The organism is Actinorectispora metalli, assembly GCF_056323685.1.
This window is the reverse complement of sequence record NZ_JBREYE010000001.1, coordinates 919,469-939,807: the sequence shown is the minus strand read 5'-3', so window position 1 is coordinate 939,807 and position 20,339 is coordinate 919,469. Positions and strand designations below refer to the sequence as shown.

At 68.3% G+C, this 20,339-nt stretch carries 14 protein-coding genes and 1 tRNA gene; 6 read left to right on the top strand and 9 right to left on the bottom strand.

From position 1 onward, the window contains the following. Window positions 1-126: 126 nt before the first annotated feature. Window positions 127-306, bottom strand: a complete 180-nt coding sequence (locus ACU6XJ_RS04355; RefSeq protein ID WP_476307033.1) for a TetR family transcriptional regulator — start codon at window positions 304-306, stop codon at window positions 127-129. Between the two features lie 80 nt (window positions 307-386). Here ACU6XJ_RS04355 and ACU6XJ_RS04350 point away from each other — a divergent pair, with 80 nt between their 5' ends. Continuing rightward, window positions 387-1,841: a carotenoid oxygenase family protein gene (locus tag ACU6XJ_RS04350; protein WP_476307032.1), complete on the top strand. Its 1,455-nt coding sequence runs from the start codon at window positions 387-389 to the stop codon at window positions 1,839-1,841. 1,131 nt (window positions 1,842-2,972) lie between these two features. On the opposite strand, the gene ACU6XJ_RS04345 is transcribed toward ACU6XJ_RS04350, so the two are convergent. The 5 genes from ACU6XJ_RS04345 to ACU6XJ_RS04325 all read right to left on the bottom strand — a co-directional run bounded on the left by ACU6XJ_RS04345 (window position 2,973) and on the right by ACU6XJ_RS04325 (window position 7,247). Further along, on the bottom strand, window positions 2,973-3,458 hold the full coding sequence (locus ACU6XJ_RS04345) for an N-acetyltransferase family protein (RefSeq protein WP_476307031.1): 486 nt from the start codon (window positions 3,456-3,458) through the stop codon (window positions 2,973-2,975). 43 nt (window positions 3,459-3,501) lie between these two features. Then, window positions 3,502-4,407, bottom strand: a complete 906-nt coding sequence (locus tag ACU6XJ_RS04340; RefSeq protein WP_476307030.1) for a hypothetical protein — start codon at window positions 4,405-4,407, stop codon at window positions 3,502-3,504. Between the two features lie 513 nt (window positions 4,408-4,920). Beyond that, window positions 4,921-5,820 (bottom strand): hypothetical protein, encoded by a 900-nt coding sequence (locus ACU6XJ_RS04335; RefSeq protein ID WP_476307028.1) that lies wholly within the window; start codon window positions 5,818-5,820, stop codon window positions 4,921-4,923. 629 nt (window positions 5,821-6,449) lie between these two features. Further along, window positions 6,450-6,526 (bottom strand) — tRNA-Arg (locus tag ACU6XJ_RS04330). Window positions 6,527-6,614: 88 nt separating this feature from the next. After that, complete coding sequence (locus ACU6XJ_RS04325) at window positions 6,615-7,247, bottom strand: DUF3558 family protein (RefSeq protein WP_476307027.1); 633 nt, start codon at window positions 7,245-7,247, stop codon at window positions 6,615-6,617. A 116-nt stretch (window positions 7,248-7,363) separates the two neighbouring features. On the opposite strand from ACU6XJ_RS04325, the gene ACU6XJ_RS04320 reads away from it, so the two are divergent. Next, entirely contained in the window at window positions 7,364-9,376 is a 2,013-nt protein-coding gene (locus ACU6XJ_RS04320) for a bifunctional copper resistance protein CopD/cytochrome c oxidase assembly protein (protein WP_476307026.1), read from the top strand. Window positions 9,377-9,483: 107 nt separating this feature from the next. On the opposite strand, the gene ACU6XJ_RS04315 is transcribed toward ACU6XJ_RS04320, so the two are convergent. The 3 genes from ACU6XJ_RS04315 to ACU6XJ_RS04305 all read right to left on the bottom strand — a co-directional run bounded on the left by ACU6XJ_RS04315 (window position 9,484) and on the right by ACU6XJ_RS04305 (window position 11,851). Then, window positions 9,484-10,296, bottom strand: coding sequence for an ABC transporter permease (locus tag ACU6XJ_RS04315; RefSeq protein ID WP_476307025.1), 813 nt, complete (start codon window positions 10,294-10,296; stop codon window positions 9,484-9,486). A gap of 12 nt (window positions 10,297-10,308) precedes the next feature. After that, window positions 10,309-11,166: an ATP-binding cassette domain-containing protein gene (locus ACU6XJ_RS04310; RefSeq protein ID WP_476307024.1), complete on the bottom strand. Its 858-nt coding sequence runs from the start codon at window positions 11,164-11,166 to the stop codon at window positions 10,309-10,311. An 85-nt stretch (window positions 11,167-11,251) separates the two neighbouring features. Then, window positions 11,252-11,851 carry a TetR/AcrR family transcriptional regulator gene (locus ACU6XJ_RS04305; protein WP_476307023.1) on the bottom strand — a complete coding sequence of 200 codons (600 nt, stop codon included), beginning with the start codon at window positions 11,849-11,851 and terminating at the stop codon, window positions 11,252-11,254. A gap of 270 nt (window positions 11,852-12,121) precedes the next feature. On the opposite strand from ACU6XJ_RS04305, the gene ACU6XJ_RS04300 reads away from it, so the two are divergent. The 4 genes from ACU6XJ_RS04300 to ACU6XJ_RS04285 all read left to right on the top strand — a co-directional run bounded on the left by ACU6XJ_RS04300 (window position 12,122) and on the right by ACU6XJ_RS04285 (window position 20,259). Continuing rightward, window positions 12,122-12,541: a single-stranded DNA-binding protein gene (locus tag ACU6XJ_RS04300; RefSeq protein ID WP_476307022.1), complete on the top strand. Its 420-nt coding sequence runs from the start codon at window positions 12,122-12,124 to the stop codon at window positions 12,539-12,541. A 161-nt stretch (window positions 12,542-12,702) separates the two neighbouring features. After that, window positions 12,703-12,960 (top strand): DUF7218 family protein, encoded by a 258-nt coding sequence (locus ACU6XJ_RS04295; protein WP_476307021.1) that lies wholly within the window; start codon window positions 12,703-12,705, stop codon window positions 12,958-12,960. Between the two features lie 325 nt (window positions 12,961-13,285). Beyond that, on the top strand, window positions 13,286-14,962 hold the full coding sequence (gene ettA, locus ACU6XJ_RS04290) for an energy-dependent translational throttle protein EttA (RefSeq protein WP_476307020.1): 1,677 nt from the start codon (window positions 13,286-13,288) through the stop codon (window positions 14,960-14,962). Window positions 14,963-14,976: 14 nt separating this feature from the next. Continuing rightward, the gene (locus ACU6XJ_RS04285) at window positions 14,977-20,259 is read left to right on the top strand and encodes a hypothetical protein (RefSeq protein WP_476307019.1); all 5,283 of its coding nucleotides are present in this window, start codon (window positions 14,977-14,979) and stop codon (window positions 20,257-20,259) included. Window positions 20,260-20,339: the final 80 nt, after the last annotated feature.

Below are 20,339 nucleotides of genomic sequence, written 5' to 3'. Positions count from 1 at the left end.
CGAGATCACCGCCTGGGCCTGCGAATCCGGCCTGATGGTTTAGCCCACCCACTCACCCAATCGCCGTTGTCGGGGTGACCGGCACCGCCACGAGACCGGCGTCGAATCGACCGAACCCTTCCTCGATCACTGCCCCGAGCAACCGGGCATGCTGCCGAAGTAGCGGTAGACGGCCATCGTCGATGCGCCGACCTCATAGGCGAGCCTGCGGGTCCGCGCTGCCGGGTCCTGTTCGGCGGGCAGCCGCACCGCGGCTTCGCCGAGCCTGCCCCGCACTCCTTCACCGTTCTCGGCCGTCGTGTTCACCCTTGCCAGCATTTCGTAACAGTGTTACTTTGATTTATAACGGTGTTATATGCAAGGTCGGCGAGGACGGAGCCCTGGTCATGAGCAGCAACACCTACTTGGAAGACAACTTTGCCCCCGTGGCGCGGGAACGGACCGTCACCGAACTGGCGGTCACCGGCTCGATCCCCGAGCACTTGGACGGACGCTACTTACGCAACGGCCCCAACCCGATCGGCGAGGTGGACCCGGCCACCTATCACTGGTTCATGGGCGACGGGATGGTGCACGGCGTCCGACTGCGCGAGGGCCGCGCGGAGTGGTACCGCAACCGGTGGGTGCGCTCACCGAACGTGGCGGCAGGGCTCGGGGAGCCTCAGCGCAACGGTCGGCCACACCGGGCGGGGCTTGACGTGCTGGGGGCCAACACCAACATCCTCGGGCACGCAGGCCGCACCTTGGCCCTGGTCGAGGGTGGAGCTGCCAGCTACGAACTCACCGACAACCTGGACACCGTCGGCCCCTGCGACTTCGACGGCACCCTGCCCGGCGGCTACACCGCGCACCCCAAGCGCGATCCCGCCACCGGCGAGCTCCACGCCGTCTCCTACTTCTTCGGCCGCGGCAACGCCGTGCGGTACTCGGTCATCGGCGTCGACGGCCGGTGCAGGCGCACCGTCGACATCAAGGTCACCGGCTCGCCGATGATGCACGACTTCTCGCTGACGGAGAACCACGTCGTGTTCTACGACCTGCCCGTCACCTTCGACACCCGCCAGGCCGTCAAGGCCATCGTGCCACCGCTGCTGCGCGCCCCGGCGCAACTGGTGCTCTCGGCGATCATCGGCAAAATCCGGATACCCGACCCGATCGCCGCGATGGCCGCAGGCAACGTCAAGGCCAACACCGGCCTCCCCTACCGGTGGGACCCGCGCTACCCCGCGCGGATCGGGGTCATGCCGCGCGAAGGCGGCAACGCCGACGTGCGTTGGTTCGAGATCGAACCCTGCTACGTGTTCCACCCCATGAACGCCTACGACGACGGCGAGAGCATCGTGCTCGACATCGTGCGCCACGCCAGGAGCTTCGACGCCGACCCGCACGGGCCCGGCGACGGAACGCCCACCCTGGACCGCTGGACCGTGGACCTCAACGCCGAAAAGGTGCGCGAAGAACGGCTCGACGACCGACCACTGGAGTTCCCCCGGGTCGACGAGCGCCTCGTCGGGCGTCGGCATCGGTACGGTTACACGCCCGAACTCGGCATCGGAGCCGACCCGGGTTCCGCCCTGCTCAAACACGACCTGCAGCGGGGCCGAACCACCAGACGGGATTTCGGCCGGGGCAAGGAGACCGGCGAGTTCGTCTTCGAGCCCAACGCCCTCGACGCCGCCGAGGACGACGGCGTCCTCATGGGATTCGTCTACGACAAGGCCGAATCCCGCAGCGACCTGATGATCCTCGACGCGGCCACCCTCGAAACCGTCGCCGCCGTGCATCTGCCCACCAGGGTCCCGAACGGTTTCCACGGCAACTGGATCTCCGATGCCGGCTGACGCAGGGCAAGTCCGCGCGCCACAACCGCTGGTCTGACCGGTTCCCCGACGGGGTAATGCAACGGCGGCTTGGTGTTGTCGTCGGCGGTGTCGGCGACACGCAGGACGAGTGTGGTGAGCATGCGTCGGGTCTTCGGAAGCGTGAATGCGATCATGCCTGGTTCGCTGATACCGATTCCCCTTTTGCGGCAAGGGATCGGGACAGGGCGAGCCAGGCGTGAGAGAGCATCGCCAGGGTGATGCGGGCATACACGCTTGCCAGGATCAGACCTGGTCGTGGTCGAGGCCGGCTTCGTTCTGGCTTGCCGTAGTCATTCCTCGGTCCACCGGCGTGCCTGGCGATCAGGCCAGGTCCAGCATGGTTGAGCGATGCGGCCCGTAGCAGACGCGGTAGGCGAACTCGGCCGAATACGGTACCCGCGGCGACCGTCACGAGACCGCCGACCAACGCCGCCAACCGAACAACCATGGTCGGTGATTGAGCGGTGGGGGAGCAGCCGGTGCCCGCGCCCGGACTGCCGGCCGATTCGGATCGGCCCCTGCGCCCGGTCGTCCTCGCGGGGGGGGGGGCTGTGCGCACCGGCACCGACCGACAGCCGCCGCCATGCCCGCGCGGGCAGGTCCCCGATCAGCTCGTCCGCCCGGCGCTGGGCACCATCAAGGTGTCGTTCACCTTGGTCGCCGGCACGTGCGCGGCATCATGTTCCTCCAGTCAGGCCCGCAGGAATTGACCTGCCCGTGAGCCTCATCGGCGGTGATCCACGCGAACGGCACTTTCCCTCGAATGCCGGCGCCAACATGCCCGTCGCCGCCACGGCTTCGTCTCGCACTCGATTTATCAGCGATCGCCGCTCGGCGGCAGCAGTCCCGGTCGGCGATCCACGGCTTGGGCAGCTACAGCTCTCGGTCGATCAGCGCATGCCCACGATCACCGGCGCTGCACCCCGTCCGGTGACACCTCAGCAGCCTGCTCCGCAGGCGTCCAGCCGTTCTCCCGCTTTTGCCCCGCGGCCATCTCCGACACAGACTCCCGCGACCGATCCCGTAGTTCCGATCACCTGAAGCACCCAGAAGTCCGCTCGTGCACCCGATCCAGCCGACTCACCACCACAACGACCGGCCCTCGCGGTACTAATCAATGGCAAGTTCCAAAACCACGTATTCGACCTCGCGTCCCTCCTGCTCACAGGTGTGCCGATCGGTTTCGGCGAACCCGAGGTTGTGCACCAGCCGCACACTGCGCGCGTTCCAGGACTGGACCACCGCCCGGAACCTGGTGGCGCCGCCCGCCCGAAGGTGATCCAGGATCGCCGCCCCGAAACGCAGGCCGTTGCCGCGCCCGACCAGGTCAGGCCGCATGCTCACACCGAGATCCAGCACCCCCGGCCGCCCGGCGAGCCCCGGCACCCGCGCCTCCTCGCCTACGCACAGGTAGCCCACCAACTCCCCGCCGGGTTCACCGACCACCGCGAGATAGCCCTCTTCGCTGGTCAGCAGCCCATCGTCGGGCTGCGAGTCGTACAGGCTCCACGGACCCTCATAGGTCCAGGTCGCGATGGCTCGGGCGTCCGGCTCGGTGAGCGGACGCACCCCGAGCCGGTCGGGCATGACCGTCATGCCCAGAGACTGCCGCCGACCCCCACCACCCGCAAAGCGAATTTCACGCCCACTCCCACCGGATGCCCACCTCGCCCGCGGGGTGATCCAGGATCAGCCGGTGCACGCTGTGGGTGGTGCCGATCCACAGGTCCTGCTCGACTTCCGCCCGGCCGTTCACCGGCTGCCCGAAACTCCAGCAACGGGCGGGCACCGCCGCGTCGTCGAAGGTCACCTGCATGATGTATTGGCGCTGCGGCCGGTTGAAGCGCCGGATGAACTGCGTGCTGGTGTCGCCGGGGAAGATCGCGACCTCGTAGTTCACCACCGCCGTCTCGCCAGCGCGCAGCTTGCGGTCCAGGATCACCTCGGCCGCGGCGAAGCCGCGTTCCATATCGGTGCGCTGCCTGCCGATGCGGCTGTGCGCCCCCGGCTCGATCCGCGGCATCGCCCGATCACCCGGCTCCGCCCGCTGCAACGCCACCGCCCGATCGACCCCGTCGACGTCGGCCCGCAGCACGCCGTGGATGCGCTGCCTGCGTTCCCGCCGATCGGCCCCGATGATCAACTCGTCGTGCAGACTCAGGTAACTGAACCTCTCGTTGCAGCGCGGCCCCACCAACTCCAGCGACCCGCACAGCCCCTCCGTCCCCCACAACTCGTCGGTGCCGACGACCGCCGAGGCCCGGTTGACCCACCGCCCCCGCGGCCGCCGCGGCCCGAGCAGCGAGGACAACGTCCGCGGCGGCAGGCCCAGCACCTGCTCCAACACGAACACCGCGCGCAGCGACTCGGGTCGCTCCGGTTGGCTGCGCCCGCGCCGCCAGTAGCTCAACGTGGAGATGCTCAGCCGCACCCCGTGCTCGGCCAGCTTCCGCCGAATGCTGTCCAAACTCCAGCCACTGGCGTCGATGGCTTTGGCCAACGCGTCTTCAAAGGTGTCATCGGCGTCCAGTTGCAGGGGGCGCATAGAACCGTTCCCATCGCTGAATCACGCTGAATCGGCAGCAAGTGCGAAATAATCGGCTGCGCCGCCAGTTGTAACACACCATTCATTAATCTCGGTATCGGCGGTAGGGTACTCATCCTCTACTCCGCTATACCCGCTGCTCAGAGGGCTATCCAAACCCAACTGTGACCCCGTGGTTGTAATACGGGGTTTTGACAGAATACGGCTGTGGATTTCAGATACTCCTCATTCGCCGGTTTATGAGTTAGTTTCTGAGAGCGACGGTGGTCGGTGCCCTGCATGCACCCGGTGCCGTGATTCAACAACACTGGGGAGCGAGGGTGATGATTCCGATGGCCACTGTGCTTTCGTCCGGTCCGCGACCGTCCGCCTACGGCTACTGAAGAACCGGAACTGCCTGCGTTCCCACCGTTGCGAACGCAGGTGACGCGGCGGCTCTGTGGGTGAGTTCGCCGCGAAGCGACACCTCCGGCCCGGCTGAAACAGTGAGCGGCCGGGTCGGAGGGTGTCGTCCTACTCCCACTCCCAACGGATGCCCGCCAGCCCGGCGGGCACATCGCTGAGCGCCTGATGCGCGCTGTGCGTGGTACCGATCCACAACTCCTGCGTCGCGGGCTCGCCCGTCTCACCGGCGGGCTGGATGAACCCCAGGCAACGGGCGGGCACCGCGGGTTCGCTGAAGGTCACCTGCATCAGGTACTCCCGCAGGCTGCGGTGAAACCGCCGGTCGCACTGGTGGCTCTCGGCGCCGGGGAAGATCTCCACCTGTGTGTTGACCACCGCGGTCTCGCCGATCCGCAGGTTGCGGTCCAGGATGAGCTCGGCCACCACGAATCCGCTGGCCTCATCCGAGCGGTAACGCCCGATCCGGCAGTGCGCCCCCGCGGCGATCCGCGGCAACTCCTTGTCGCCGGGCTCCGCGCGCTGCACCATCACCGCCCGGTCCACCCCGTCGGTTTCGGCCCGCACGATGCCCTTGATCAGCTGCTTCTGCTCGCGCCGGTCCGGCCCGATGAACAGCTCGTCATGCAGGAACAGATAGGACAGCCGCTCCAGCATGGGCCGCTTGACGAGCTCCAACGACTCCTCGATGTTGCCGCCGGTCTCCCACAGGTCGTCGAAGCCGACGATCTCCTCTGTGTCCCGCTTGATCCACCGCCCCCGCGGCCTGCGCGGCCCGAGCAGCGCCGACAGCGAGTTCTGCGGCAGGTCGAGCACATCCTCCAGCACCGTCACCGCCCGCAGCGACTCCGGCCGCTCCGGCTGGCTGCGTCCCCGCCGCCAGTAGCTGAGCGTGGAAATGCTCACCTGCACCCCCCGCGCGGCCAGCCGCCGCTGGATGTTGTCCAGGCTCAGCCCGCGGGAGTCGATGGCCCTGGCCAGCGCCCCGGCAAAATTGTCAGCGTGCTCCACGAGGTCGAATAGTCCCATTTCGCGGGCGGTTGCCGCGCGCTCTGATCGGCGGTCGGCCTCAACAGGGCTGCGACATCGGGTTGATCTATAGGCTAACACCGCCCTATTTGACAGCCGTTCAACGAAAGTCTGCCCACCACGTCATGCGCCTCCACCACCCGTCGGTGATGTGCGCTCGCACCGGGCTGCTGCGACGCAGGGGTTTCACAAGTGCCTGCATCCGACAGCTGTCAACCAGGTGTCTCGGGCTTGCTCAGGTCAGCGTGCGATGCATCCGCTGCCGGTGCCGGTTCGGCCCGCCACCGCAGGTGTGCTGGTCATAGCACTCATCGGAGGTGCCCGCATCCTCCAGCTTGGCCGCCACCCAGGCCACCCAACGCAGTGCCCACAGTCACTGCGCGACGAACTCAAGTCGGCCCGCGCCGACGACAAGCCCAGGGTTGACGGTCGACACGACGAACCGGCTACGGGATCGACGTGGAACCGGTGCCCGCGGCCGTCGCACGGCCAACCCATGCCCACCCAAATGCCGGCCCGTGGCATGCGGTACAGACCGTGACCCCACCCGCGCCCCAACGTGCCGAGGCAGCGCCCGACCAGGGTGTTTTCGCAGGTGGGAGACCCGGAGATGGCGCGGCCGGCAGGACTCGAACCTGCGACCTAGAGATTAGAAGTCTCTTGCTCTATCCAGCTGAGCTACGACCGCCTACATGGTCCGGCTAGGTCCACCCTAGCCGCCCCACACCATCTGATCGTTGAAGCGGCCTTGTTCGTTTCACACCCGGCAAAGGAGTTCAGCCTGCAGTGTCATCCGGGAGTCTGCCCAGCGCCTGCAAAGTCAGTTGGTGCAGCGCATCGAGGATGTTGTCCCTCGGCGTGTCCCGTTTGGACAGAATCGCGACCAGCGTGCGGTCCTTGCGCACCGCCAGCGATGCGGTGCACGTCTCATATCCATCATCGGTCTTGCACGTGAGCCACGTCTGGTAGCCGTTGGTGTCGAACTGCTGCCCGTCCGGCTGCTGCTTGCGGACCTGCTCGAGCGGCTTGAAGAAGCCGATCAACGCGCGGTCCTCATCGGCGCCGCCGGTCAGCTTGTAGCCGCAGGACGCGGGGATCACCTCATCACGCAGCGGATCGCCGCTGGTGCCGCCCAGGAACTGCAGATCCTCCGGCTTGAGCAGGGCACACGTATCGATCCCGTCCAGCTTCTTCGGCCTGCCGGGAGGAACGGTGGCCATCGGCGCGGTGGTCGGTCTCGCGGACGAGCTTGTCGGCGCCGACCAGTCCGCCTTCGACGGCGCGATCGTGGTGTCGCCGAACCCCGCGGCACCCACCGGAGTGCCCGCCTGTTCCTGGCTGCAACCGGCGCCGAGGGCGGCGGCCAGCAGCATCAACAGTCCTACCGAGAGAACGCGTCGTGCCTCCACGCGCGCTACCGTAGCCGCCGCCCATAGTGTGCTTGGACACCCCACCCCGATGCCGCTTCGGCTTCGCTTATATCCCAAGGTCCCCGCGCCCGCAGCGGGAGCCTTAGGCTCATGTTGTGTCAGCCGAACCGAGCACCACCGAGACGCGGCGTCCCACCGGCATCGGCATCTGGGGATTTCTGTTGCCCGGCGTCGTCATCGCCGCCGTCGCCGCCGCCGCCCTGACCACTTTGACCGGCGTCGACGTCTACGAGGCGTTCGGCCTGCCCGATCCGGGGGAGGTGACCCGCTACGGCCTCCCGATCGCGCGGGTGATCGCCGAGATCGGTGCCGTGCTGTGTGTCGGCTCGCTGCTCTTCGGCGCGTTCCTCGCGCCGTCCCCGATCAACGGCACCGTCTCCGCCGACGGCTACGCCGCCCTGCGGTTCGCCAGCAACGCCGCGTTCGCCTGGTTCCTCGGCGCGGCCGCAATGATGCCGTTCGTCACCGCCGACATCCGCGGCGTGCCGGTCTCGGAGGTCCTGTCCTTCGGCGAGGTCATGGCAGCGGCGGCCGTGATCGAGCAGGTCAAGGCCTGGGGTCTGACCGCGGGCATCGCGCTGGTGCTGTTCACCGGCTGCCGCGCGGTGCTGACCTGGGGTTGGACCGTCGTGTTGTTCGGCGTGGCGCTGGCGGGGCTGCTGCCGGTCGCGGTCACCGGCCACTCCGCCACCGGCGGCGCCCACGACGTGGCCACCAACAGCCTCATCTTCCACCTGATCGGCGCCTGCCTGTGGATCGGCGGGTTGGTCGCACTGCTCGCCCACGCCGCCCGCCGCGGCGAGCACCTGTCCCTGGCCACCACCCGCTTCTCCCGCCTCGCCCTGTTCGCCTGGGCCGTCATGGCCCTGTCCGGAGTGGTCAACGCCTTGGTCAGGCTCCCGCTGGACCGGTTCTTCACCTCCATCTACGGCTTCCTGATCGCCCTGAAGATCCTGGCCCTGCTGCTGCTGGGCGTGATCGGCTACTTCCAACGGGGCCGAGCCGTGCGTTCCGTCACCGACGGTGCAGGCCGCCGCGCACTGCTTCGGCTGGGCGCCGTCGAGGTGCTGCTGATGATGGCCACCATCGGACTGTCGGTGGCGCTGGGTCGCACCCCGCCGCCCGGCGAGGCCACCACCGCCAGCCGAATGCAGGTCATGCTCGGCTACGAGCTGGACGGCCCGCCCACCTTCGCCAACCTGGTGTCGGAGTGGCGTTTCGACCTCGTCTACGGCACGTTCGCCGTGGTCGCGGCGATCGTCTACCTGCTTGCCGTGATCCGTCTCCGCCGCCGCGGTGACGCCTGGCCCGTCGGCCGCACCATCGCCTGGTTCGCGGGCTGCCTCACCGTGCTGATCGCGACGAGTTCCGGCATCGGCCGCTACGCGCCCGCGATGTTCAGCGTGCACATGGGAAGCCACATGCTGCTGTCGATGCTGGCGCCCGTGCTGCTGGTGCTGGGCGGCCCGATCACCCTGGCTCTGCGCGCGCTGCCACCCAGCGGCAAGGAGTCCCCACCCGGCCCCCGCGAGTGGCTGCTCGCCTTGGTGCACTCCCCGCTGTCCCGCGTCCTGACCCACCCGCTGGTCGCGCTGGCCCTGTTCGTCGGCTCCTTCTACGGCCTGTACTTCTCGGGCCTGTTCGACGTCGCACTGACCCAACACTGGGCCCACCTCGCGATGAACGCCCACTTCCTGCTGGTCGGCTACCTGTTCTTCTGGCCGGTGATCGGCATCGATCCCGCCCCCCGCCGCCTCCCCCCGGTGGCCAAACTGGGTCTGGTCTTCGCCGCCATGCCCTTCCACGCGTTCTTCGGCATTGCCCTGATGAACTCCCAGTCCGTCATCGGCGCCGCCTTCTACCAGGCCCTTTCCCTGGAATGGGTCCCAAACGCGTTGGCCGATCAACGCGTAGGCGGCGGCCTCGCCTGGGCCTCCGGTGAACTCCCCATGGTCATCGTCATCATCGCGCTGCTCATCCAATGGGCACGAGCCGACGAACGCACCGCCCGCCGCCAAGACCGCCAAGCCGACTCCGACGGCGACGCGGACTTGGCCGCCTACAACGCCATGCTCTCCAAACTCTCCACCACCCCGAAGAACGACTGACAACTCGCGGGCCCTCGGCCCGGCCAAGGCTGCCGAGGGACGGCCGGTCGTCCGCCGGCTTTCGCCGCTGCTCCGACGAGATCGATCCGCGCCGGTGGATCGCCCCGTCAGAGCTTGCGGATTCCCCGGCTCGCCAGCCTCCCGCAGACAGCCGCGATCACCGCGCTGAGCGCGACGGTCGCCAAGATCTGGCCGACATGCGGCGATCCCAGCGTCACGCTGCGGGCAGCGTCGATCGCGTAGGTGAGCGGGTTGACGTTCGCGACGACCTGCAACCAGGTGGGCAGCGCGTCCACCGGCACGTAGGCGCTGGAAGCGAACATCATCGGGAACAGCGCCATCATCGTGATCGTCTGGATCAGCTCGAAGTTGCGCAGCCAACTCGCCAACGCGAGGAACGCCCACCCGAGTCCCCACCCGAGCACCAGTGAGATGGCCAGCGCGCTGACCACCCCGGTGAAGCCGCCACTGGGGGCGAAGCCGAACAGCGCAGCCGCGGTGATCAGCAGAATGACCAGCTGCACGGCGTTGCGCAGCAGGTCGTACATGCTGCGCGCGGCCAGCACCGACACCATGCTGATCGGCAAAGCCCGGAACCGGTTGAGCGCGCCGTTGCGCAGTTCCGTGGCCAGGCCTGCCCCGGCCCAGGCCGCGGCCTGCGCCGCGGTCGTGATCAGGATCGCGGGCATCAGGTAGTCGATGTAGCTGACACCTGCGGGGAAATGCGGAGTGTTGGCGATGCTGCGAAACACCTGGCTGAACAGCGCCAGCATGATCAGCGGCTGCATCAGAGTCATGATCAGCGCGCGGGGATTGCGCAGTCCTCGCACCGAACGGCCGGTGAGCACGATGATCTGGGTGGCCAGCGAACTCGGCGCCCACCCTCGGGCGGTGCGCGCCGGTGTTTCCGTGATGGTCATGGTTCCCCCTGGTCAGGCCGCGTTGAGCGCCAGATAGACGTCATCGAGCGTTGGCTCGTGAAGCTGGAGTTCGTCGAGCGCCAAGGCCGCGTCATCGAGTGCCCGGACGACGGCGGCGAGTTGGTTGCCGCGCTCCAGCGGCACCGCGAGCTGCGTGTCGCCCGCCCTGACCGGTGCGAAGCCGGCCTTGCTCAACACCGCCATCGCAACCGGGATGTGGTCGGCGTCGGTCAGGCTCAGGCTGGCCGTGCGCTGCCCAAGCTCGGCTTTCAAGTCGGTCGCCGTGCCCTCGGCGACTACGGAGCCCTTCGCCAACACCATGATCGAGTCTGCCAGCCGGTCGGCCTCCTCCAGATACTGGGTCGTCAGCAGGACGGTGGTGCCGTCGGTGACCAACTGCTCGACGATCGACCAGAGCTCCCGCCTGCTCACCGGGTCCAAACCGGTGGTGGGCTCATCGAGGAACACCACCTCGGGGTGGCCGACCAGACCCGCCGCCAGATCGAGCCTGCGCCGCATGCCACCGGAGTAGTTCTGGGTTTTGCGGTCGGCGGCGTCGGTCAGCCCGAACACCTCGAGCAGTTCTTCCGCCCGCACCTGGGCCTGTTTGCGTGTCGCGCCGAGCAGCCTGGCGACGAGCACCAGGTTCTGCCTGCCGGTCAGGTCCTCGTCGACGCTGGCGAACTGGCCGGTGAGACCGATCTTGGCGCGGACCTTCGGCCCATGGCGGACGACGTCGATCTCGGCCACCGTGGCGGTGCCCGCGTCCGGCGGGAGCATCGTGCTCAGGATGTTGACCAGCGTCGTCTTGCCCGCGCCGTTGTGACCGAGCAGCCCGAGCACGGTGCCCTTGGGCACCCGCAGGCTCACGTGTCCAACGCCTTGACCTTGCCGAAGCTCTTGACGAGACCCTCGGCTTCGATCATCAAGGTCATTCCCCAGTCCTTTCTTCTGATCAACGCTCCAGCGCGCCGTGGAGGAAGAAGTCGATGAGCTCTTCGTCGGTGCTGCCGACCCCTTCGACGTTCGGGCGGTGCATCCGGTTGGCGAAGATCAGCCCGACGAGGATCCCCGCGAGCTTCTCCGGCGTGCTGCGCAACCGCGGCGCGTCCGGCGCCATGAGTTCGGCCAACGCCGTGGTGATCGCCGCGACCTGCTCCGCCGGATCGAACCCGGAGTCGCGGTCCTTGTGCTCGCACTTCATCGCCCGCACCACCGACCCGACCGCGAATGCCAGCCGGATATGCCCGCTCAGCACCTGTGCGGCCAATCGAAGCCGTTCGGCGATCTCGGCGTTCCCACTGATCTCCCGCAGCGCCCCGACCGTGGGCACGGAGTCGAAGGCGGCCCGTGCGCAGGCGGTGAGCAGGTCCGCCTTGTCGGTGAAAGCCCGAAACACGGTCCCCTCGGCAACCCCCGCGGCCGTAGCGATCTCGCTGGTCGTGGGCTCACGCCCGTTCTCCACGATCAAGGGCAACGTCGCATAGACGATCGCCTCCCGCCGCTCCTCGGCGGTCATCGGCACAGCCCGGCGCCTGACAGCAGATCCACCCATGTCCCCACCATATGAGTGAGCCCTCACTCAGTCCAGGAGTGAGTCCTCACTCACACAATCCCCGCCAGGCCCAATAATTGCCACCCGTTTTGTCCCTTTCCCAGCGTTTCCCCAGGTCGCCCACACCCTCCGACCGCCATCTATCCACAGGACCCCCCTCTATCCACAGATTCCAAATCTCCTCCCCATCCCCTCCCTCCCCTCCGGAAGGCTTGACCTATCGGCCGATCCACCGGCAGCCGGCGCCGGTGAATGAAAAGGAGAGGAAAAGTGAACGAGATCTACACCACCGTGGTCGGGAATGTGGCGACCACACCGGACGACCGGACCACCCACAACGGGACAAAGGTCTCCACATTCGTGCTGATCAGCACGGAACGCCGATACGACAGGGACGCAGGCGAATGGGTCGACGGAAAGAAGACGGTCGTCCGGGTCAACTGCTGGAAGAAACTGGCTTCCAACGTGGTGGGCTCGCTGAAAAAGGGTGACCCGGTAATCGCCACCGGCCGAATATGGCTGGAGGAGTACGTCCACAAGGGAGAGAAGAGGGTGTCCATGGAGATGGAAGCCAGGTCCGTCGGCCCCGACCTCGGCCGATGCACAGCGGTGGCGACACGCGCACCACAACCGTCGCTGTCCGACTTCGTCCGCCGTGAGGAGGTGGTGCCCTTGACGGCCGTAGCCTGACCGACACCACTGGTCGCAGTGGGCTTCCGCCCGGGAGGAAGCCCACTCACCAGCACAAACGCGGGTTTGCGGCAGCATCCACCAGGGAACGCTTCACCCGTGAGATGGGCGCTACGGCCGATCACAGCCGAGACCGCCATCCCGACCGCGGAGGTGAATGCATGCCCAACCCCAGCATCAAGGACGAAAAGAAGTACAAGAAGCTGCGAGACAAGGGCGAATCCAAGGAGAAGGCCGCACGCATCTCCAACGCCCAAGCCAAGGAGGGCAGCTCCAAGGTAAGCCGCCGCGGCGGCAAATCGAGCAGCTACGACGACATGACAGTGGACCAACTCAAGAAACGCGCGAAGGAAATCGGCCTGTCAGGCTACTCCAGCAAGAAAAAGAAAGAACTGATCAGTGCGCTCCGGAACCACTGATCACACCCGGCAGTAGGCGGCCACCGCCGCCTACTGTACCCAAATCACCCACCGGGGCCTTCACATGCCAAGCATGTATGGGCTTGCAGCCGCATCGACGTCCGGTGAAACCACGAACGCAATCGCCCGAAATGTGGGCTCATATCGCGCTGCCCATAAACAGCGCCGAGGGGGAGGGAGGGGGCGGGGGGGGGAGCCCCCCCGAAGATGTTCTGGACTGGGTGGGCGTGGAGAGGGGGTTGGTGTCGGAGGGTAGCGGAAGATCGAAGTGGGGGTGGGTAGGGGCGGGTCTGGTACGCACGGTTACGGGCCTAGGATCGCTCTTATGGCCGAGTACATCTACACCATGCGCAAAGCGCGTAAAGCGCACGGCGACAAGGTCATCTTGGATGACGTGACCTTGAATTTCCTGCCGGGAGCGAAAATCGGCGTGGTCGGCCCGAACGGTGCTGGCAAGTCGAGCGTATTGAAAATCATGGCCGGACTTGACCAGCCCAGCAATGGGGAGGCTTACCTCTCGCCGGGGTACTCGGTCGGCATCCTGCAGCAGGAGCCGCCGCTGACCGAGGAGAAGACCGTGCTCGGCAACGTCCAGGAGGGCGTTGGGGAGATCAAGGCGAAGCTGGACCGGTTCAACGAGGTCGCCGAGAAGCTCGCGGTGGACTACACCGAGGAGCTGATGGAGGAGATGGGCAGGCTGCAGGAGCAGCTTGACCATGCCGACGCGTGGGATCTGGACTCGCAGCTTGAGCAGGCGATGGACGCGCTGCGCTGCCCGCCGGGTGACGCCGAGGTGTCGGTGCTCTCCGGTGGTGAGCGGCGTCGGGTGGCGTTGTGCAAGCTGCTGCTGAGCAAGCCCGATCTGCTGCTGCTGGACGAGCCGACCAACCACTTGGACGCGGAGAGCGTGTTGTGGCTGGAGCAGCACCTCGCGCAGTACGCGGGCACCGTGCTGGCCGTCACCCACGACCGGTACTTCCTGGACAACGTGGCGGGGTGGATCCTCGAGCTGGACCGCGGGCGGGCCTATGCCTATGAGGGCAACTACTCCATGTATCTGGAGAAGAAGGCCGAGCGGCTTGATGTCCAGGGCAAGAAGGACGCCAAGCTGGCCAAGCGGCTGAAGGATGAGTTGGCCTGGGTGCGGTCCAACCCGAAGGCGCGGCAGGCCAAGTCCAAGGCGCGTCTTGCCCGGTATGAGGAGATGGCCATCGAGGCCGAGAAGACGCGGAAGCTGGACTTCGAGGAGATCCAGATCCCGCCGGGCCCTCGGCTGGGCAACGTCGTGGTCGCGGTGGAGAACCTCCGCAAGGGCTTCGACGACCGGGTGCTCATCGACGGACTGTCCTTCGATCTTCCGCGCAACGGCATCGTCGGCGTCATCGGGCCCAACGGGGTCGGCAAGACGACGCTGTTCAAGACCATCGTCGGGCTGGAAGAGGCCGACAGCGGCACGGTGCGCATCGGTGACACCGTCAAGCTGTCCTACGTGGACCAGAACCGGTCCGGGATCGACCCCAAGAAGAACGTGTGGGAGGTCGTGTCCGAGGGCTTGGACTACATCCACGTCGGGCAGGTCGAAATGCCGTCCCGCGCCTACGTGAGCGCCTTCGGGTTCAAGGGTGCAGACCAGCAGAAGCCCGCGGGGGTGCTCTCCGGTGGTGAGCGCAACCGGCTGAACCTGGCGATGACGCTCAAGCAGGGTGGCAACCTGATCCTGCTGGACGAGCCGACCAACGACCTCGACGTGGAGACGTTGGGCTCGCTGGAGAACGCGCTGGAGCAGTTCCCGGGCTGCGCGGTGGTCATCTCCCACGACCGGTGGTTCCTCGACCGGGTGGCCACGCACATCCTGTCCTGGGAAGGCACCGACGAGAACCCGGCCTCCTGGTTCTGGTTCGAGGGCAACTTCGAGGGCTACGAGAAGAACAAGATCGACAGGCTGGGTGCGGAGGCAGCCCGTCCGCACCGGGTCACGTATCGCAAGCTGACACGTGGTTAGCCGGAGCGTGGCTGGTGGCGTCCCATGTCGAGCCTGAAGACGAGCACCTAGGCGGAGGTCAGGTCGCCGAGCGACTCGTCGCGTCCGCGTGGGCGCTGCGGTGGCGGGCGCCTGAGCTCACCCTGATGCTGGCCGATCGGGCGGTTCAGGCCGCCATCGCGCACCGTGACGAACGGCTGCGGCTGCGGGCCGAGGCGTTGGCGTTGTTCGCCTCCAACTGCCTCGGCCGCAGCCTGCGGTCACTGGAACGCGGGATGGACGCGCTGCGCATCGCCGAGGCCCTCGGCGAAGTGGAGTTGGTCTGGCGGATTCGGCTTGAACTCGCCAGGGGTGCCAAGGCCTGCCATGCCAGCCACATCGGCATGGGGCTGCTGCGTCCCGTGCTGGATGCCGCGGACTGTCCACCGATGCTCCGCGCCGCGGGACTGCTGCACGCCGCGGGGCTGCGCAACCAGCCCCAGGCCCGCGCCGAGGTCGCCGAATCCCTCGCCGAGGCCGAACGGCTCAGCGTCAGCGGTATGGACGAGGTGCCCTCGCGCGGCGATGAGGCGGACGCGATCCTGCTGCTGCGTGGGCTGATCAGGGTGGCGGCCGCCCGGCACTACCGCAGGCGGGGGGAGCCCGACCCCGCGCTCCAGCTTGCCGCCGAGGGGTTGCAGCTTCTCGGCGAACTGCACGTCGCCGCCGCCGACTCCGGCTATGTCAGCGGGCAGTTGATCTGCGAAATGGTCTGCGCGCTGCTGGACTCCGGACACTCACGGGAGGCCGTCGAGGCCGCCGAACCGCTGCTGAGCAGACCGATACGGGCGCCCATGGCTGCCTCCGTCGGGTGGGTGAACCTCGCGCTGGCCAGCCGATCGCACCTGCCGGAGGGGCGCACCGAGCAGGCCAGGGACATGCTCGTCGAGGCGGCCTCCATCGGCGAGCGGGCAGGCTTGGACGCCATCCAGAGCGAAAGCCTCAGCGTGCTCGCGGCTTTGCACGAGGCCGACGGCGACCTGGCCGCCGCGCTGCTGTGCCTGCGTGGCGCCTACACCGCCGATCGCCGCCGTCACCAGCTGTCCTTCGAGGCCAGAGCGCGGCTCGCCACCGAGTTCGCGGGTGTGCATCAGATCGGCGAACTGGCCGAGCTGGGTCTCACCCAACCGAGCCGCCGGTTCCCGCTCTGGGACGCCGATGAAACCGCGATCCCCCGCGGTTTGGACCTGGCGGAACTGCTCATCAAGGCGGGTCGGATCCCGCCCGCCGAGCCCGCCGCCGAACCCAAGGCCACCGCGTCGCTGCGGGAGGCGCTGTGGATCCAGCCCGAGGCCGTGCCCGCTGCGGAGGAGTCCGCCGACGAGGTCATGGTCAAGCTCGGTGAGCTGACCGGGCTGGCCGACTCGCCCGAGGACGACACCACGGAAACCGAGTGGTGGGCGCAGATGGTGCGGGTGGCGGCGGAGGAGAACTGGGCGGAGGTCTCGGCCGGTCTGCGAGGCGCCGCGACCGGGGCCCAGTGCGGCAGCACCGTCGAACCGCAGCAGACGGAGACCCGCCGCGGGCTGTTCCCGATCAAGTACGCCAGCAACGTGCGACCGCCGAATGCCGCCGATCCGCCGCCCCCACCAGCGCAGGTGGACGTGGCCGAGGAGCCGGTGGAGGCCGAACCTCAGGAGGAACCGTCCTGGGTCCGGCGGCGCAGGCTTTCCCACGAAGCCGTCGACCACCGCAAGGCCGAGCCCGAACAGGTGCCCGATGGGGCGGCACCACCCGCTTCTCCTGCGGACGGGGACGATGCGGCGCTCCGCCAATCCGCAGGCGCCGCGCAGACAGGCGGCGTTGCCGACCTGCCCTCCGTTGCGCCACCGGTACCGAGCGCGGAACACGACGCCGTAGCCGAGGCGCGGCCGTCCGCTTCTGCTGAGGCAGCGGCCGGCCGTGGCGCCGAGGCGCAGGAGTTTCGGGCACCCGAAGCGGCACAGCCGGGACCCCCGACTCCGAGTTCGCAGGCGGGTGCCAGATCACCGGCGGCGGAATTCGGCGAACAACCACAGCGCGGGCCGAAGCCGCAGGCGGTGTTGAGTGGGCTCGCCGACGACACCGCAACCGCCGTGGTCGGGGACCGCGAGGCGCCGGAATCCGAGCCCGCGAGGCGAAGCACGCACGTCGGCGACGTCGACTCAGCGGGTTCCGCCGACGGAGCCCACGAGGCACGCAGGCCAACCCTGTCTGCCGATGAGCCGACAGCCGCCACGAGCGGAGCGCCGGGGCCTGGCGAGGGCACGCAGGTCGCGGCATCCGCACCTGGCGCCGAGCGCGTCCACGCAGGCAAGCCGGATTCAGGCGTTGACGCCTCCGCAGCGGCCGAGGACGCCGCACCAACAGCACCCGGCCACGTGGTTCGTGACGCCCAACCAGCGCTCCCGGACCTACCGAAGACGGACAGCGAAGAGACGCAGCCCGACCGGAACACCGACGGGGCGCGGATCGACGCGGCCCCATCCGCCAAGACGGTCACCTACGCCGAAGCGGAAGCCGCGCAGGCCGCTGAACCAACCCACATCCTGCCGCTCAACGTGATCAGGGCGGTCCAAGCGAAAGCCGAGAAGCAACAGGCCGAACCCGAACACGCCGAAGCAACGCCCGAGGTCGGGACTGACGCTGAAGCGGGAGACACCGGCGCGGATGAGCCGGAGGACGTCGGCCAGACCGAGGTTCAGGCGGCGCCCGATGTGCCGCCTGCCGGTGTTCCCGCTCCTCGTGAGCCCGATTCGGTGATCACCGCCGCGACGGAGGAACCGACCAAACGCATCCCGATGCGGCTCATCGACGAGGTCGCGCAGCAGTCGGTTGCGGTCGATCCGCCCACCAAGCTGATCCGCCGTTCCGAACTCCCCTCCGATCGGCAGGAGAGTGCCACCCCGGCACCCGAGCCCGAAACCGTGCCGGAACCGGCCGATGAGGTCGCGGGCGGGGCGGAGCCGGACGAAGTCCGGCCTTCACCGGACGCGGCGCGGCCCGCGAAAGCCGATGCGGAGGACGAGGCAACACCGCGGCCTGATGAGATTGTCGCCACCGAGCAACTCGCCGCCGAGGAATCGCAGCGGAAGGACGGTGCCGTGGCCGACGAGACCGCGGACGACAGCGCACGGGCCGAACGGCCGCCGGTGTCGCGATTCCGCAGGCGCAGGCTTGCCGACATCTTCGACGAGGACGACGCGCTGCAGGCCAGGGACGACGGGGACCGGGAGGGCGAGGAGCCCAAGACGCTGCGTATCCGGCGGCCCCGGGCCGACGGTGAGGCCGACGGGGAAACCAGCAGCGAGGCCCGCGCCCGACGGAGGCAGGCCGCCGCCGACCGCAAGGCCAACGATGTCGGGCTCGCCGATCTGCTGGCCGAGGCGCTGGTGATCTACGAGACGACCCGCCAGGTCGAAGAACAACCCGCCAATCCCGACCCGGTCGCCGAGTTCCGGCCCGCGACCCGCAGACAAGATCCGCCGGACCGGACCGCCGCGGCGGATTCGAGTGGCGACGTGCCTGCAACCGGTGACAGGCGACGGGCTCAGCAGCCGGGCGAGGGCAGCCACCGCCGAGCGCCGGAGGAAAGCGAAGACCCGCGCTGGGCACCTGACACCGGTCGCCGCGCCGCAGAGCCTGACCCGGGGAACGGTGAGCAAGGCGGTGGCCATCGGGCGCGTGAAGCCGATGGCAGGGGACTCCATTCTCCGAAGCACGGCGGCGGGCACGGCCGGCCGCCAGGCCAGGACGGCCACGCGGAGGCTGGCGATCGCGGACACTCCGAGGCCGAGGGGAGCCGCCGACGCCACGCCAACGGGTCCGACCATGGCGCACAGGCCGACGGATTGAGGGAGCGCAGTGGTGGCTGGGCTCACGGGTCTGAGGACGACGACCACGGGTTGGCCGAGAGCGGCGGTCGACGCCCGGCGCACGCAGAGGATGTGGCGCAGGCGGACCGCGGACTGAGCGAGCGGGGTGGCTGGCCGGACGCATCGGAGGACGCGGCGCAGGCCGACGACCGCGGGATCGGGGACGGCGGACGGCGGTGGGCGCAGGAGCCCGACAACACCGAACCGTCCCACGAAGGTCACCCGGCGCACGAGATCGAGCAGAGCACCGGTCGCCGCTGGGCGCATGGATCGGACAACACCGGGCACGAACGGTTCGACGAGGATCGCCTGCCGAACCAGAGCGAGCAAAGCACCGGACATCGTTGGGCGCAGGGGTCCGACAACACCGAACCGAGCCACCAAGGTGACCGCCCGAACCAGACCGGGCAGAGCACCGGACGTCGCTGGGCGCAGGGGCCGGACAACACCGAACCGTCCCACGAAGGTCACCGGCCGAACCAGACCGAGCAGAGCACCGGTCGGCGCTGGGCGCACGGGTCCGACAACACTGCGCACGAACCGGCTGACGAAAGCCGCCCGCCGAACGAAACCGAGCGGAGCACCGGACGCCGCTGGACGCGTGACGCCGCGGGAAGCACCGAGGGCCACAGCCGCGCCGACGACAGCGACCGCTGGGCCCGCCAATCCGAGGACGCATGGCCGCGGGCGGTCGAGCCGGTGGGGCACTCCGGAAGCCACTCCTTGGAGCCCGCAGGTCGGCAGTCCGAAGCCGATCAGCCCGATACGGCGGGCTTCGGCCCGCGCACGCCACCGGAGCGAGACGAGCGGGACCAGGACACCGACGCCGGGCAACAGGGTGCGAACGACGACCGGCACGGCGATCTCCGCATGCCGGGGTTCCCGTTAATGGAGTTCCCCGTCGCTCGGATCGAAGCGCTGGTGGCCGAGACGGCGACCGGGCAGCCCTCCCGTCACCGCGGCTCCGAGCCCGAAGAGCACCCCGAGCCCGTCGAGCTTGCCCCGTCTCCTGTGGACAGTGGATGGCCGCGCTGGGAGACCAGCGAACCGGACAGCAGTGACGAGGCCGGTGACCTGGTCGACGCGGACCGGCCCGCGACGGGCGAACTCCCGCGCCTGCGCAGGCCGCTGCTGCGGTTGGCGCCGCTGCCTCCGGAAGAGTCAACGGAGCAGCCGTCCACAGCGGACACCGATCCGATCGGACTGGAGCCCTTTGGTTCGAACGCCCCCTCGTGGTACGACACGGATCGGTCCAAGACACCGGACGACGCCGACACCGACAGCCAACTGCTCTCGGCGTTCGAGAAGCCGTTGCCGCCCTGGAAGTTCGACGACCTGTTCCCGCCCGCTCCGGAGCCCAAGGAACCGCCGTCGCTGACGGACCTGCCGCGGGACCAGGTGTGGACGCCTCCAGCGAACGGGTGATGACATTTTCCGGCGGGAAAGGCTTGCCGAGCGTAGAATGATCACGCTACGTCCTGATGAGTAGCCTGAATGGGAAGCTG